Here is a 13942-nt window from a genome sequence, read left to right as displayed (position 1 = left end):
TTCCAATTCCTCCCTTTGCAAGTCTAGTTAGATTTTGAGAATAAATCTCTTTATCTATTATATCAAATTATTCTGAATACCGCTCTCTATTATTTCATTGATAGAATATGAGAAAATGCTTTCGGTAAATCTGCTTGCCAATATTTCCATGTGTGATTCCCTTCAAACTCTTCATAATGCGTGATGAAATTTCTATCTGTAAGTAGTTTATTTAACTCGCGATTTGGTTCTACGAAATCAGATACTTGTCCGTCTGTACGCTTGACAGCTGTTTCTTCGGTCCCAATTACGTGATAAAGATCTAGCGCCCCCGGATTTTTGAAATCTTTTGCTAAGTTCATGACTGTTTCATCAACAAATGGTGATTGCATAACGATCTTACCAAATGTATGCGGATACATAAGTGCGGTCATGAAGGAAACTGTACCGCCGAGAGAATCTCCAATTAAAACGCGCCCTTTACCCATTTGATACGTTGGATAATTTTCATCAATATATGGAGCAAGCTCATGAGCAAGGAAACGAATGTAAGCAGCATTCTTTACATCGCTCGGGAAATATTTTTCCTTACGATCGTGTACATTTTTATATGGAATACCGACAATAATTGTGCGGTCGATTTCTTCAGTTTCACGAAGACGCTCAATTACACGGTGCGCTTTACCGAGCTGAAAATAATCTCTACCATCTTGTGCAATAACAACCGTATGCTTATGGAGAGGTGTGTAATTTACTGGTAAATAAACAAGAAGTGTAAGCTCCTCTTGAAGTGATGTACTAAAAAATGAAATTTCTTCAATTCTCCCTATTGTTTGATTCATGTATATCCCCCTAAATAAAAATTTACTGTAATGATTGTAAGAGCGACGCTTGTAGTGAAAAGGAAAGAAATAATCACTAATAGGTGCCTTGATTTCTATTTTACCATAATGGTACGAAGAATCTAAAAAATTAGTATTTAAGTTATGAAAGAAAACGGATATAATGAAGTGGGATTTTTTACAGGTGAGAGGGGAGACAGGATTTGAAACAAGAAAAATCAATCGCACTACCATTAGCAATTTCCATTATAGCAATTTCATTCGCAGCTGTTTTTGCAAAGATGTCCTCAGCACCATCTTCAATTTTAAGTATGTATCGATTATGGATTATCGTACTTATTATGCTGCCTATCGTTTGGAAAAAACGGGAAGAGTTTAGTAGGATTCAAATGAAAGATTGGGGATTTTTAATTGGATCTGGTTTCTTTTTAGCTCTTCATTTTCTTTTATGGTTTGAATCCTTAAAGCATACGACAGTTGCTAGTTCGACGATTATTTTAGCACTTCAACCAATCGTATCTTTAGTGGGAGGTTTTTTCTTATTTAAAGAAAGAACAACCTATTCAGCAATTGCGACGATGGGAATTGCGATACTAGGCGTAATGTGTATTGGCTGGGGAGATTTAGGGCTAAGTGAGCAAGCAATTTATGGGGATATATTATCCTTTTTAAGTGTAATAGCAGTTGTTGGTTATTTATTTATCGGACAAACGACAGTAAAGAAAGTATCTCATTGGATTTATAGTTTCACTGTATTTGCCTTCGCTGGTATATTTATAGCGATTTATAACGTTATACTTCAAGTGCCATTTACAGGCTATACGAAGTGGGATTGGAGTATTTTTCTTTTACTTGCGATTGTACCGACAGTGTCACACGTCATTAATAATTGGTTATTAAATTACGTAAATGCAACAACAATTTCAATGAGTATTCTAGGGGAACCAGTGGGGGCATCTATACTAGCGTTCTTCTTACTTGGAGAGAAATTAAACGCAATGCAAATTATCGGTAGCATGCTCGTATTGTTTGGTGTATCTGTTTTCTTACTACAGCAACAAAAGCGAACAGCAAAAAATGTGGTGAACAAACCGGTGTATACACAGGAATTATAATGTTAGGGGAGAAAAGAGAAGTTGTGATACTTCTCTTTTTGTTTTATAGAAATTTAAGTGAAGAAGGGGGAGAGAAATGGAAGAGATATTAAAGAAGTATATGAAGAGTTTTACAACATTAAGTGAAGAAGAGCAGCAACTGATCCTCAGTGAATTACAAATTGAAGAATATAAAAAAGGAACAGTGCTCCTAAGACAAGGAGATGTTCCGTCTAAATGTTATTTTGTATTAAAAGGATGCGTGAGGCAGCACTGTATAGATGAAGCAGGGAGAGAGGTTACATCAAATTTTTATACAGAAGAACAAGCAATCGTAAATTTTAATCATCATAAACAAGATAAATCATCCCCGCATACGTTAACGTGCCTAGAAGATTGTATAGTTGTAGTTGGCGATCTGTATAGTGAAAAGGACATGTATAAGAAATATTCACAGTTAGAAGAAATGACGCGCCAAATGATTGAATACAATTTTGGTGAAGTACAAGAAGAACTTACATTATTTATTGCATCGACACCAGAAGAGCGCTACAAATCATTATTACAAAAACGACCTCATTTAATTCATCGTGTTCCTCAATATCAATTGGCAAGTTATCTAGGTATTACGCCAGAATCATTAAGCAGAATTAAGAAACGACTCAAACAGTAGAGTTTTTTCCACCTCTAAGCAATAGCCATATACTAAATCCTAGTTCACCTGCGATCATCGGTAGTTGAAAGACAACGTTAAGAATGGAAATAATCGCATCATATTGTGAAAATATCGTATTCATTACGTTAATGATGACATAGCCGATTGCAGCAACGAGCAGTAATATACTAATAGTTTTCGGTATGTTTTTAGATTGAAAGGTTACGTATCCTAAGGTGAGAAGATGTAAACCGAAAATGATTAATCCTACAGACCAAATGTATTCAAAAGCTTCTAGAAATAACATTGTATATGCTTCTGAATGAGCAACTGTGCTTTTTGAAAGAAGTAATACAAATATTAAATTGAATATAGCAATCCCAAGTATAGCTGTATACATAAGACGAAGACAGGTAGCTAGTAATGAGAGGCTAGCATGGATAGGTTTTAGAAAGAAATAAAGAGCCCACGAGGCGATAATATCCGTAATGAAAATGATAATCCATCCAAAAATTTCTGCTTTGAAAAGTGAACTGGAAGTTTGAATATTATGGAGTGTCGTGCTCGAATCTCCTTGTACAATGAGATTTTCGTGAACAAAACCGTAAGAAAAAAATGCAGCGAATGCCATAATAAGAAGAGAAGCACCAGCAAATAAGGCAAACTTTCGTTCATTCATATGTCGTCCTCCTATTTCAATATTACTTTTATTTTAATAAGAGAAGGAGGGGAATTCATTGACTTAAATCAAGAGAGGAGAGAGCGTAATGGAATTTCCATCAAAAAAAGATGCATGGTTATATCCAATCTTTTTCATTGTTTTAGGCGCCTGTTTCGCTCCAATATTTGCAGGGCGGGAATATTTCCTCCTGTTTTTCACAATTCCGTTAGCAATACTATTTTCTTGGAGTTGGTTTTCAACAAAATATATTGTAGGGGAAGAAGAGATTACTATTAGATCTGGTTTCGTTAAAAAACGTATTCTTATAAGGGATATAAAGCGGATTTCAGATACGAAAAATCCAATAGCAGCTCATGCACTATCATTCGATCGATTAGAAATTCTATACGGATCATATGAAACAGAACTTATTTCTCCAAGAAATAAAGAAGAATTTATTTTGTTGTTAAAAAGAAAAAATTCTGGGATTGAGATAAAGTGAAACTTTAATCAGTGGGGGTTTTGTTCATCCCCCACTGATTATTAGCCCGATTCCCACCTAACTTCTTTGCTCCAGCCGAATTTTGAGGTGGGAGTCTTACTGCCCGCAAATAGCGGGATAAAGTAAGAGAGTGGATTCATATCCACTCTCTTTATGTCACTTTGGATTTGTCATATAAGGTTGTACGTGAACGACACATAAGTCGCGGAATTTTCCTTCAGCAGTTGTGACAATAACAACTGCTCTTCCCGCACTTTTTCCTGTAATCGTTACTGTCTCGCCTTTCGGATAGATGGTGATGACTTCGGAATTCATATTTGTCCGGTTTTTATTTTAAGCTTATTTTTCTGTATATGAATACCAATTACAGATATAACAGAAGGAGCAATTGAAATTTTGGGCGGATTAGGTTGTATGTTTAAACGAGAAGTAGAAGTGTTTGTGATAGGTGAAAATTTTCTTGTATTTTGTTGCTGTAAAGGTGCTAACATTGTGGAGTCCCCTTTCTGTATAGGTGTCGATACTAATAATATAAAGGAAGAATGTTATAGTAAATTTAACGGAACATAAAGAAATTGTTAAATTCGAGAAGAATATTGTCGAACTGCGGTTAAAAGAAAGCTCTGCTGTTATCGTAACAGCAGAGCTTTCTTTTTATAGATTATGAATATGTTGTTTTTCAAAATTCTCAAATTGCTCTTCAACTTCTTTTGAAGGTTTAGTTAGTAAACTAACAATTATGATCACTATTAAACTAATAGCGAAACCAGGAATCATTTCATATAAGAAATCTTTTAGGAATTTAAACTGTGTCCAAATAATTACTGTGGCTGCACCTGAAATCATACCAGCAAGCGTGCCCCATTTCGTCATACGTTTCCAATATAAGCTTAATAAAATAGCAGGTCCAAATGAAGAACCAAATCCAGCCCAAGCATATCCAACAAGGGCTAAAATCGTATCATTTTGTTTAAGCGCTAATGCACATCCAATTAAAGCAACGCCAAGAACAGCCATACGACCGACAAATACAAGTTCTTTATCAGAAGCATCACGCTTAAAGAATGTTCTATATAAGTCTTCTGTTACTGCACTTGAAGTAACGAGAAGCTGAGAAGAGATTGTGCTCATAATAGCTGCTAAAATAGCCGCTAATAAAAATCCAGTAATAAGTGGATGGAATAAAATTTTTCCAAGTTCAAGGAAAATTGTCTCTGGGTTAGATAATGTCAAACCTTGTTGTGAATAGTAAGCAATACCGATAAGACCAGTAAACATAGCTCCGACAACAGAGAAAATCATCCAGCTCATACCAATTCTTCGTGCGCTTTTAATTTCTTTTACAGACGAAATTGCCATAAAGCGTACGATAATATGAGGTTGTCCAACATAACCAAGGCCCCATGCGAATAAAGAAATCATTCCTAAAGTAGAGGCACCTTTAAAAATATCTAAACGTGTTGGATCTACAGATCGAATTGTATCAAATGCAGGTCCAAGTCCGTTTGAATTCATAATTGTTACAATAGGAACAAGAATAAGAGCAATTACCATAATGATTCCTTGCACGAAGTCTGTCCAACTTACTGCTAAGAAACCACCAAATAGTGTGTAAGCTACAACAACGCCTGCTACAATGAGTAATCCAATATGATAGTTCATACCAAATGAATTTTCAAATAATACAGCGCCTGAAACTAGTCCTGAAGCTACATAGAAAGTAAAGAAAATCATAATAACAAGTCCGGATACTAAGCGTAGCATGTGAGATTTGTCGTGGAAGCGGTGTTCCAAAAATTCTGGGATAGTAATAGAGTTGTTTGCAATTTCAGAGTAGGTACGTAAGCGAGGAGCGACATAAAGCCAGTTTGCGTATGCGCCTAGTGTTAGGCCGATCGCAATCCAACTACTACTTAATCCAACGCTAAACATTGCACCGGGTAATCCCATTAAAAGCCAACCACTCATATCGGATGCTCCAGCACTTAATGCTGTTACTGCGGGGCCTAGTGTACGCCCGCCAAGCATATAATCTGTTAAGTTGGACGTTCGTTTGTAGGCGAAATAGCCGATTACTAACATCCCGAGCATGTAAATAGAGATAGAAGTTAAAGTTAACATCTGCGTACTCATGTAGTTCCCCTTCCTTTTGTCATGTCTTTTGATGCATTTTGCATATTTATCAAGCTATTCGCCGGGCAGTAAAACTCCCACCTCAAAATTCGACTTGGGCAAAGAAGTTAGGTGGGAGATCAACTGCCCGTAAATGCCCGATTGGTGAAGGCTAATAATCAGTGGGGGATGAATAAAACCCCCACTGATTAAAGTTTCACTTTATAATCTATCATGATTATTCAGAAAAATCCATGCGCAAATAAGAATTTTCTGAAATTTAAGCGTTTTTTGACATCTCTTTACTTTTGGGATATATAACTTTCTGGCAAAAAACCTTAATCTTAATAGAGTATTTATTATTTTTACATAAAAACAGGTTGTTTTGTCAATATAATATTGAACGAAGAAATAATATTTTTTTTTGGAAAAAGTATTGACTTATTAGAAATTTGAGGAATATAATGAGTGCAACTTAAAAAAATGCAAGCGTTGATGAAGAAGAGTACACATGATGAACATGTCAGAGAGCTGATGGTTGGTGCGAATCAGTATGGGATTGATGTGGAATGGGCTTCGGAGCTTCCAAACCGAAACGAAAGAAGTAGGCTTTGGCGACATGATCTCATCGATACAAGAGACACGTATTATTTTTTGATACGGCAAAGTGCGTTACATTCGTAACGAATTAAGGTGGCACCACGGGAGTACCCGTCCTTTCTATAGGATGAGTACTCCCTTTTTGTGTACAAAAAATTAAATATGTTAAATCGTTTAAGTAAGAAGAGTACGTATAATGGAGACGTTTCAGAGAGCCGGGGGCAGGTGGGAGCCCGGTGCGGTGCCATATACGGAATGGGCTTACGAGAGGTATGCTGAACAATTTCTATTCAGTAGGCAACCCGGGTTCCGCCGTTACAAGGATAAGGTATATATTTTGTACCTGAATAAAGCGGGATGCTTTTGCGTCCAACATGAGGTGGTACCACGGTAAATTTATCGTCCTCTACATATTTCGATATGTAGGGGACTTTTTTATTTTTCAGAGTGAGGTGAAAGGCATGATGACGAAAGAAGAATTTATGAAGCAAAAAGAACAAAGAAAAACATTTTTAGTAATCGCTGAAGAAGAAGGAGATAGCATTACGCCAATTTCTTTATATAGACGTATGAAAGGGAAGAAAAAGTTTTTATTAGAAAGTTCACAGCTTCATCAAGATAAAGGACGCTATTCATACTTAGGGTGTAATCCTTATGGAGAAGTGAAAAGTGTTGGCGTAGAAGTAGAACGAACGATGTATGGGCAAAAAGAAAAGCTGCGAGGTAACGTACTGCAAATATTAGAAGAGGTAATCGTACCAGCGCAAGTAGACAGTCCATTCCCGTTTTGCGGGGGAGCAGTTGGATATATCGGCTACGACGTAATTAGGCAGTATGAAAATATAGGAGTAGACTTACATGATCCATTAAATATTCCAGAAGTACACCTTTTACTGTATCGCGAGTTTATCGTTTACGATCATTTACGCCAAAAACTATCGTTTGTATATGTATGCAAGGGAGATGAATCAGCTTCTTATGAAGAAGTATACGAGAGATTGCAACGATACAAAGAGGAAGTGCTAAACGGAGAAGAAGAGAAGGTGAGTGAAGTAATATCATCTTTATCATTCACTTCTTCAGTAACGGAAAAAGAATTTTGTGAAATGGTAGAAACAGCGAAAGAATACATTCGGGCCGGAGATATTTTTCAAGTGGTATTATCCCAGCGATTAAAAAGTGAGTGTAAAGGAGATCCGTTCGCATTATACAGGAAACTTCGAATTGCGAATCCATCACCATATATGTTCTATATCGATTTTCAAGATTATGTTGTACTGGGCTCTTCGCCAGAAAGTTTACTATCAGTAAGAGATGATAAGGTAATGACAAATCCAATTGCCGGCACGAGGCCGAGAGGGAAAACGAAGCAGGAAGATGAGGAAATCGAAAAAGAACTGTTAGGAAATGAGAAAGAGCGGGCGGAGCATATGATGCTTGTGGATCTAGGCCGAAATGATATTGGCAGAGTAAGTGAAATTGGCTCTGTGAAGATAGATAAATATATGAAAGTAGAGAAATACTCTCACGTTATGCACATTGTATCTGAAGTTTACGGAACATTGCGAAAACAAATGAGTGGATTTGATGCATTAGCGTATTGTTTACCAGCTGGTACAGTATCAGGCGCTCCGAAAATAAGTGCGATGGAAATTATTAATACGTTAGAGCATGAAAAAAGAAATGTATACGCCGGAGCAGTTGGATATATTTCATTCTCAGGAAACCTTGATATGGCGCTAGCGATTCGAACGATGGTTGTAAAAGATGAGAAAGCGTACGTTCAGGCAGGAGCGGGTATCGTCTACGATTCAGACCCTGTAGCTGAATATGAAGAAACATTAAATAAAGCGAGAGCGCTTTTGGAGGTTATGAAATGATTGTACTGATCGATAATTATGATTCATTCACATATAACTTGTATCAACTATTAGGCGAGTACGAGGAAGAAATTGTTGTCGTAAGAAATGATCAAATAACAATTGAACAATTAGAGGAGATGAGGCCGAAAGGAATTGTGCTATCACCAGGACCTGGAAAACCAGAAGATGCTGGGGTTTGTATCGATGTTATTCGTCACTTTTATAAGAACGTTCCCATCTTAGGAATTTGCCTTGGCCATCAAGCAATTATATCCGCATTTGGAGGAGAAATTGTTAGAGCAGAGCGCATTAAACACGGAAAAACATCGCGTGTGAAACATAACGGAACGTCAATCTTTTCTTACGTTACGCAGCCGCTAACAGCGATGCGTTACCATTCACTCGTCGCAGCGCAAAATAGTTTGCCGCAGTGTTTTGACATACTCGCGACAGCGATGGATGACGGAGAAATCATGGCAGTTCGTCACAACTATTATCCGCTCTTCGGATTACAGTTTCACCCAGAATCAATTGCAACAGAAGAAGGCGGGAAGTTAATACGTGCCTTTTTAGCAGAAGTGAAAGAGGAGGAGAGAGTATGAACAGTTATCTTCGAAAGTTAGTAGAGGGACAACATTTAACAGAAGAGGAAATGTATGAAGCGGGACTTCTTTTATTAAGTGACAACATATTGGAAAGTGAAGTTGCAGCTTTCTTAGTATTGCTGAAAGCGAAAGGCGAAACAGCAGAAGAAATATACGGTCTCGTTCGTGCTCTTCGCGAAAAGGCATTACCGTTTTCAAATCATATAAAAGGCGCGATGGACAATTGCGGAACGGGTGGTGACGGTGCGCAAACATTCAATATTAGTACAACATCGGCATTTGTACTTGCCGGAGCTGGTGTAAAGGTTGCGAAACATGGAAACCGCGCTGTTTCTAGTAAAACAGGAAGTGCTGATTTATTAGAAGAACTCGGTGTAAACATTAGTTGTACGCCAGGTGAGATTGACTCCTTATTAGAAAATGTAGGGATTGCCTTCTTATTCGCACCAGCGATGCATCCAGCATTAAGACGCATTATGAAAATAAGAAAAGAATTAAACGTTCCGACGATCTTTAACTTAATTGGACCGCTGACGAATCCGGTTAATTTAGAAACACAATTTGTCGGTATTTATAAACGAGATATGTTATTGCCGGTAGCGGAAGTATTGCAGAAACTAGGCAGAAAACAAGCGCTCGTCGTAAACGGAAGTGGATTTTTAGATGAAGCATCCTTACAAGGAGAAAACTGCGTCGCTATTTTAAAAGACAATGAAATAATTGAAATGAGTATTGCACCAGAAAACTACGGTTTTTCAAGAGTGAAAAATGAGGAAATTAGAGGCGGAAATTCAAAAGAAAACGCAAAAATTACGCTCGGAGTATTGAGCGGAGAAAAAAGTGTATACCGCGATACCGTTTTACTAAATGCAGGGCTTGCTCTTTTCGCAAACGGAAAAGCGGAAACGATTGAAGAAGGAATTAAACTAGCAACGCATAGCATTGACTCCGGAAAAGCATTAGAAAAATTAAACTTATTAATTACAGCAAGTCATGAAAAATTAGAAAGGGTGAATTAAAGTGGGGACGATTTTAGACAAAATTGTAGAGCAAAAGAAAGTAGAAGTTGCGGAGTTATATGAAACATATTCACCAGTGAAAGAAAAAAGGAAAACACACTCACTTGTAAAAGCTTTAGAGCAGTTTACTGTAATCGCCGAGGTGAAGCGAGCGTCTCCATCAAAAGGCGATATAAACTTACACGTTGATGTACCAAAACAAGTGAAAACATATGAAGAATGCGGCGCTGGAGCAGTTTCGGTTTTAACAGACAGTCAATTTTTTAAAGGATCGTTTTACGACTTACAAACTGCAAGAGCAGAAAGTAACATTCCTCTTTTATGTAAAGATTTTATAATTGATAAGATTCAAATTGATAGAGCTTATGAAGCTGGTGCAGATCTTATTTTATTAATCGTTGCAGCATTGTCAAAAGAGAAATTAAAAGAGCTTTATAACTACGTACTAGAAATGGGATTAGAAGCGATTGTTGAAGTTCATGATGAACAGGAATTAGAAATTGCAACCCGATTAAATCCGCACGTTATCGGAATTAATAACCGTAATTTAAAAACGTTTGAAGTAGATTTAAGCCAAACTGAAAAACTCGGAAAACGACTGAATGAGGAAAATCTGCTTTGGATTAGTGAAAGTGGTATTCATTCAAAAGAAGATATCATCAGAGTCAAACGAGCTGGTGCCAAAGGTGTATTAGTCGGAGAAGCGCTTATGACATCATCTTCTATCAGTACCTTTTTTGAAGACTGTAAGGTGAGCATATGAAAGTGAAGATTTGCGGCATCACTGATATGGAAACAGCGAAAAGTGCGTGTGAATATGGCGCAGATGCAATCGGATTCGTTTTTGCAGAAAGTAAACGCCAAATCACTCCAGGGCAAGCGAAAGAAATTATTGGGGAAATTCCAGCCCGCGTTTTCAAGGTAGGTGTTTTCGTAAATGAATCAGTCGAAGTGATCCAGAAAATTGCAGAGGAGTGCGGGTTAACGCATGTGCAACTACATGGGGATGAAGACAACCATCAAATTAGAAGATTGAACATTCCGTCTATAAAAGCGTTAGGAGTAGCTTTAGAGAAAGATATTGAACATGCGAAAAAATACGAAACAGATTATCTGTTATTTGATAGCCCGAAAGAAAAGTTTCATGGAGGAAACGGTAAGACATTTTCATGGGAGTTACTCGCACATATGCCAAACGAGTTGCGAGAGAAAATGATATTAGCTGGCGGATTAAACGTCATTAATATAGAAGAAGCCATTCAAACCGTTCAGCCATATATGGTCGATGTGAGTAGCGGGGTAGAGACAGAAGGAAAGAAAGATTTGGAGAAAATAAAACAATTTATTAAAAAAGCGAAGGAGTGTTCCAAATGAACTATGCATATCCAGATGAAAAAGGTCATTACGGTATATACGGAGGACGATACGTTCCAGAAACGTTAATGCAATCTGTACTAGAGCTAGAAGAAGCATATAAAGAAGCGATGCAAGATGAAGCATTTCAAAAGGAATTAAATCATTATTTACAAACGTACGTTGGAAGAGAAACACCGCTTTATTTTGCGGAAAATATGACGAAGTATTGCGGCGGAGCAAAGATTTATTTAAAGCGTGAAGATTTGAACCATACGGGAGCTCATAAAATTAACAATACAATTGGTCAGGCGCTTCTTGCAGTAAGAATGGGTAAGAAGAAAGTTGTCGCTGAAACAGGAGCAGGACAACACGGAGTTGCAACAGCTACTGTATGTGCCCTTTTCGGTTTAGAATGCGTCATCTTCATGGGAGAAGAAGATGTGAGACGACAAAAATTAAACGTGTTCCGAATGGAATTACTCGGAGCAAAAGTAGAAAGCGTAGCGGCAGGTAGCGGCACGTTAAAAGATGCGGTAAACGAGGCGCTCCGTTACTGGGTTTCACATGTACACGATACGCACTACATTATGGGATCAGTTCTCGGGCCACATCCATTCCCGCAAATTGTCCGTGATTTTCAAAGTGTAATTGGAAAAGAAACGAAAAAACAATACGAGGAGTTAGAGGGGAAATTACCAGAAGCAGTCGTTGCTTGTATTGGTGGTGGTAGTAACGCAATGGGAATGTTTTATCCGTTCGTACACGATGAAGAAGTTGCTCTTTACGGCGTAGAAGCAGCTGGAAAAGGCGTTCATACAGAAAAGCACGCAGCGACTTTAACGAAAGGCAGCGTCGGTGTTTTACATGGATCGATGATGTATCTTCTGCAAAATGAAGAAGGACAAATTCAAGAAGCGCACTCTATTTCAGCTGGATTAGATTATCCAGGTGTTGGACCAGAACATAGTTTGCTAAAAGATATTGGACGCGTTTCTTATCATTCAATCACAGATGACGAAGCGTTAGATGCGTTTCAATTATTAACGAAAAAAGAAGGGATTATCCCGGCGTTAGAAAGCTCACATGCTGTTGCATATGCTTTAAAACTAGCGCCGAAAATGAAGAAAGACGAAGGACTTGTTATTTGTTTATCTGGCCGCGGCGATAAAGATGTAGAGAGTATAAAACGTTATATGGAAGAGGTGTAAAAAATGGGAGTAGAAAAAATTACAGCAGCGTTTGAAAATGGCAAGAAAGCATTTATTCCGTACGTAATGGGCGGAGATGGTGGACTTGAAAAGTTAAAAGAAAGAATCCGCTTTTTAGATGAAGCGGGAGCAAGCATCGCTGAAATCGGTATTCCGTTTTCAGATCCAGTCGCAGACGGTCCAACTATTCAAAGGGCAGGAAAACGAGCATTAGATAGCGGTGTAACATTAAAAGGGATTTTTCATGCATTAGTAGAAGTGAGGCAGGAAGTTCAAATTCCATTTGTACTCATGACATATTTAAATCCAGTACTCGCATTCGGAAAAGAACGTTTCATCGAGAGCTGTCTTGAAGCAGGTGTGGATGGCATTATCGTTCCAGACTTACCGTATGAAGAACAAGACATTATTGCACCGTTACTTCGCGATGCAAACATTGCATTAATTCCACTCGTAACTGTAACGAGCTCAATTGAGCGAATCGAAAAAATCACAAGGGAATCACAAGGATTCGTCTATGCCGTTACGGTAGCGGGCGTAACAGGAGTACGTCAAAACTTTAAAAACGAAATTCATAGTTACTTAGAAAAAGTAAAATCACATGTCCACTTACCAGTAGTCGCAGGATTCGGTATTTCCACACGAGAGCAAATAGAAGAAATGATTACAATATGCGACGGTGTTGTCGTTGGAAGTAAAGTCATTGAGCTGTTAGAAAATGAAAAGCAAGAGGAAATATGTGAGTTAATAAGGGCAGTCAAACAAACAGAAGAGGCGTAAGTCTCTTCTGTTTGTTTCATATAAAAAATGTTAAAATATACAAAAGATTACTTCTAACTTAGAGGGGGAGAAGGCATGCTAAGACGTAAACTATTATATCTTCTTTTAACCGTGCCACTATACGCTTGGCTAATTAGCATGACAAAAATAGAATTACTGGCTCTATTTCTAGGATATTTATTCATCTTTTCCAGTTTAAATCGAATACAAGAGCAATCTATTTTAGAAGTATGTATATTTTCAGCCATTATAGGAGTATTTACTATCGTTTCAGTTGTAATGCTAAATGAATTATTTCAGTGGATACATTCATTTTCTTTAATGAAATTTTGGAATGTTGCATTGCAAGTAGTATGTGTTTATATTGTGTTTGCTGTTTTAGAAAAGATGCTGGGGCAGCAGACGGTTTTTCAGGATAAAAGATAAAATAGTTATTCAAAAAAAGGAGCCGCTTGGCTCCTTTTTTAAATCTGTTATAAAGTGAAACTATAATCAGTGGGGGGTGTTCATCCCCCACTGATTATTAGCCTTCACCAATCGGGCGTTTACGGGCAGCCCGACTCCCACCTAACTTCTTTGCTCCAGCCGAATTTTGAGGTGAGAGTTTTACTGCCCGTTACTGCGGGATAAAAATAATTGAAAATCACAACATCTGTTATATAATAGT

14 protein-coding genes, 1 pseudogene and 2 other annotated features are annotated in these 13942 nt (G+C 37.7%); of the genes and pseudogenes, 11 read left to right on the top strand and 4 right to left on the bottom strand.

Annotated features, from left to right (window positions below; all coding sequences use genetic code 11):
• Nucleotides 1–89 precede the first annotated feature (89 nt).
• Nucleotides 90–821 (bottom strand): alpha/beta hydrolase, encoded by a 732-nt coding sequence (locus ACE38F_RS21860; RefSeq protein WP_375369903.1) that lies wholly within the window; start codon nt 819–821, stop codon nt 90–92.
• A 203-nt stretch (nt 822–1024) separates the two neighbouring features.
• Between ACE38F_RS21860 and ACE38F_RS21855 the strand changes: the two genes are divergently transcribed.
• Nucleotides 1025–1936, top strand: a complete 912-nt coding sequence (locus ACE38F_RS21855; protein ID WP_215555596.1) for a DMT family transporter — start codon at nt 1025–1027, stop codon at nt 1934–1936.
• A gap of 76 nt (nt 1937–2012) precedes the next feature.
• The gene (locus ACE38F_RS21850; protein ID WP_341307402.1) at nt 2013–2588 is read left to right on the top strand and encodes a Crp/Fnr family transcriptional regulator; all 576 of its coding nucleotides are present in this window, start codon (nt 2013–2015) and stop codon (nt 2586–2588) included.
• On the opposite strand, the gene ACE38F_RS21845 is transcribed toward ACE38F_RS21850, so the two are convergent.
• Entirely contained in the window at nt 2578–3249 is a 672-nt protein-coding gene (locus ACE38F_RS21845) for a DUF4386 domain-containing protein (RefSeq protein ID WP_375369901.1), read from the bottom strand. The two genes, ACE38F_RS21850 and ACE38F_RS21845, sit on opposite strands and share 11 nt — an antisense overlap.
• A gap of 88 nt (nt 3250–3337) precedes the next feature.
• Here ACE38F_RS21845 and ACE38F_RS21840 point away from each other — a divergent pair, with 88 nt between their 5' ends.
• Nucleotides 3338–3733, top strand: coding sequence for a PH domain-containing protein (locus tag ACE38F_RS21840; protein ID WP_215555599.1), 396 nt, complete (start codon nt 3338–3340; stop codon nt 3731–3733).
• Nucleotides 3734–3889: 156 nt separating this feature from the next.
• Here ACE38F_RS21840 and ACE38F_RS21835 read toward each other — a convergent pair.
• Both ACE38F_RS21835 and putP read right to left on the bottom strand, forming a co-directional pair.
• A pseudogene (locus ACE38F_RS21835) lies at nt 3890–4224 on the bottom strand (Ig-like domain-containing protein).
• 163 nt (nt 4225–4387) lie between these two features.
• Nucleotides 4388–5866 carry a sodium/proline symporter PutP gene (putP, locus tag ACE38F_RS21830; protein ID WP_375369900.1) on the bottom strand — a complete coding sequence of 493 codons (1479 nt, stop codon included), beginning with the start codon at nt 5864–5866 and terminating at the stop codon, nt 4388–4390.
• Nucleotides 5867–6328: 462 nt separating this feature from the next.
• Nucleotides 6329–6567: a binding site (T-box leader), on the top strand.
• A 42-nt stretch (nt 6568–6609) separates the two neighbouring features.
• Nucleotides 6610–6855 (top strand) — a binding site (T-box leader).
• Nucleotides 6856–6906: 51 nt separating this feature from the next.
• Here putP and trpE point away from each other — a divergent pair.
• The 8 genes from trpE to ACE38F_RS21790 all read left to right on the top strand — a co-directional run bounded on the left by trpE (nt 6907) and on the right by ACE38F_RS21790 (nt 13701).
• Complete coding sequence (gene trpE, locus ACE38F_RS21825; protein WP_375369899.1) at nt 6907–8325, top strand: anthranilate synthase component I; 1419 nt, start codon at nt 6907–6909, stop codon at nt 8323–8325.
• Nucleotides 8322–8909, top strand: a complete 588-nt coding sequence (locus ACE38F_RS21820) for an anthranilate synthase component II (RefSeq protein ID WP_341307396.1) — start codon at nt 8322–8324, stop codon at nt 8907–8909. The genes trpE and ACE38F_RS21820 overlap by 4 nt, the downstream gene beginning before the upstream one ends.
• Nucleotides 8906–9931 (top strand): anthranilate phosphoribosyltransferase, encoded by a 1026-nt coding sequence (gene trpD / locus ACE38F_RS21815; protein WP_341307395.1) that lies wholly within the window; start codon nt 8906–8908, stop codon nt 9929–9931. Before ACE38F_RS21820 ends, trpD begins: the two co-directional genes overlap by 4 nt.
• A 1-nt stretch (nt 9932) precedes the next feature.
• Nucleotides 9933–10694 (top strand): indole-3-glycerol phosphate synthase TrpC, encoded by a 762-nt coding sequence (gene trpC, locus ACE38F_RS21810; RefSeq protein WP_375369898.1) that lies wholly within the window; start codon nt 9933–9935, stop codon nt 10692–10694.
• The gene (locus tag ACE38F_RS21805; protein WP_375369897.1) at nt 10691–11305 is read left to right on the top strand and encodes a phosphoribosylanthranilate isomerase; all 615 of its coding nucleotides are present in this window, start codon (nt 10691–10693) and stop codon (nt 11303–11305) included. The genes trpC and ACE38F_RS21805 overlap by 4 nt, the downstream gene beginning before the upstream one ends.
• Nucleotides 11302–12495, top strand: a complete 1194-nt coding sequence (gene trpB, locus ACE38F_RS21800; RefSeq protein WP_375369896.1) for a tryptophan synthase subunit beta — start codon at nt 11302–11304, stop codon at nt 12493–12495. Before ACE38F_RS21805 ends, trpB begins: the two co-directional genes overlap by 4 nt.
• 3 nt (nt 12496–12498) lie before the next feature.
• Nucleotides 12499–13275 carry a tryptophan synthase subunit alpha gene (gene trpA, locus ACE38F_RS21795; protein WP_375369895.1) on the top strand — a complete coding sequence of 259 codons (777 nt, stop codon included), beginning with the start codon at nt 12499–12501 and terminating at the stop codon, nt 13273–13275.
• A gap of 75 nt (nt 13276–13350) precedes the next feature.
• On the top strand, nt 13351–13701 hold the full coding sequence (locus ACE38F_RS21790) for a DUF4029 domain-containing protein (protein ID WP_215555608.1): 351 nt from the start codon (nt 13351–13353) through the stop codon (nt 13699–13701).
• The last annotated feature ends 241 nt before the right edge of the window (nt 13702–13942 follow it).

Source organism: Bacillus altaicus, assembly GCF_042136375.2.
GTDB lineage: Bacteria > Bacillota > Bacilli > Bacillales > Bacillaceae_G > Bacillus_A > Bacillus_A cereus_U.
This window is presented reverse-complemented; position numbering and strand designations above follow the sequence as displayed.

Bases quoted from the DNA above. Each gene is read 5' to 3' on its own strand.
- ACE38F_RS21860 (WP_375369903.1), bottom strand. From the start codon at position 821: ATGAATCAAACAATAGGGAGAATTGAAGAAATTTCATTTTTTAGTACA.
- ACE38F_RS21850 (WP_341307402.1), top strand. From the start codon at position 2,013: ATGGAAGAGATATTAAAGAAGTATATGAAGAGTTTTACAACATTAAGT.
- ACE38F_RS21845 (WP_375369901.1), bottom strand. From the start codon at position 3,249: ATGAATGAACGAAAGTTTGCCTTATTTGCTGGTGCTTCTCTTCTTATT.
- ACE38F_RS21840 (WP_215555599.1), top strand. From the start codon at position 3,338: ATGGAATTTCCATCAAAAAAAGATGCATGGTTATATCCAATCTTTTTC.
- putP (WP_375369900.1), bottom strand. From the start codon at position 5,866: ATGAGTACGCAGATGTTAACTTTAACTTCTATCTCTATTTACATGCTC.
- trpE (WP_375369899.1), top strand. From the start codon at position 6,907: ATGATGACGAAAGAAGAATTTATGAAGCAAAAAGAACAAAGAAAAACA.
- ACE38F_RS21820 (WP_341307396.1), top strand. From the start codon at position 8,322: ATGATTGTACTGATCGATAATTATGATTCATTCACATATAACTTGTAT.
- trpD (WP_341307395.1), top strand. From the start codon at position 8,906: ATGAACAGTTATCTTCGAAAGTTAGTAGAGGGACAACATTTAACAGAA.
- ACE38F_RS21805 (WP_375369897.1), top strand. From the start codon at position 10,691: ATGAAAGTGAAGATTTGCGGCATCACTGATATGGAAACAGCGAAAAGT.
- trpB (WP_375369896.1), top strand. From the start codon at position 11,302: ATGAACTATGCATATCCAGATGAAAAAGGTCATTACGGTATATACGGA.
- trpA (WP_375369895.1), top strand. From the start codon at position 12,499: ATGGGAGTAGAAAAAATTACAGCAGCGTTTGAAAATGGCAAGAAAGCA.
- ACE38F_RS21790 (WP_215555608.1), top strand. From the start codon at position 13,351: ATGCTAAGACGTAAACTATTATATCTTCTTTTAACCGTGCCACTATAC.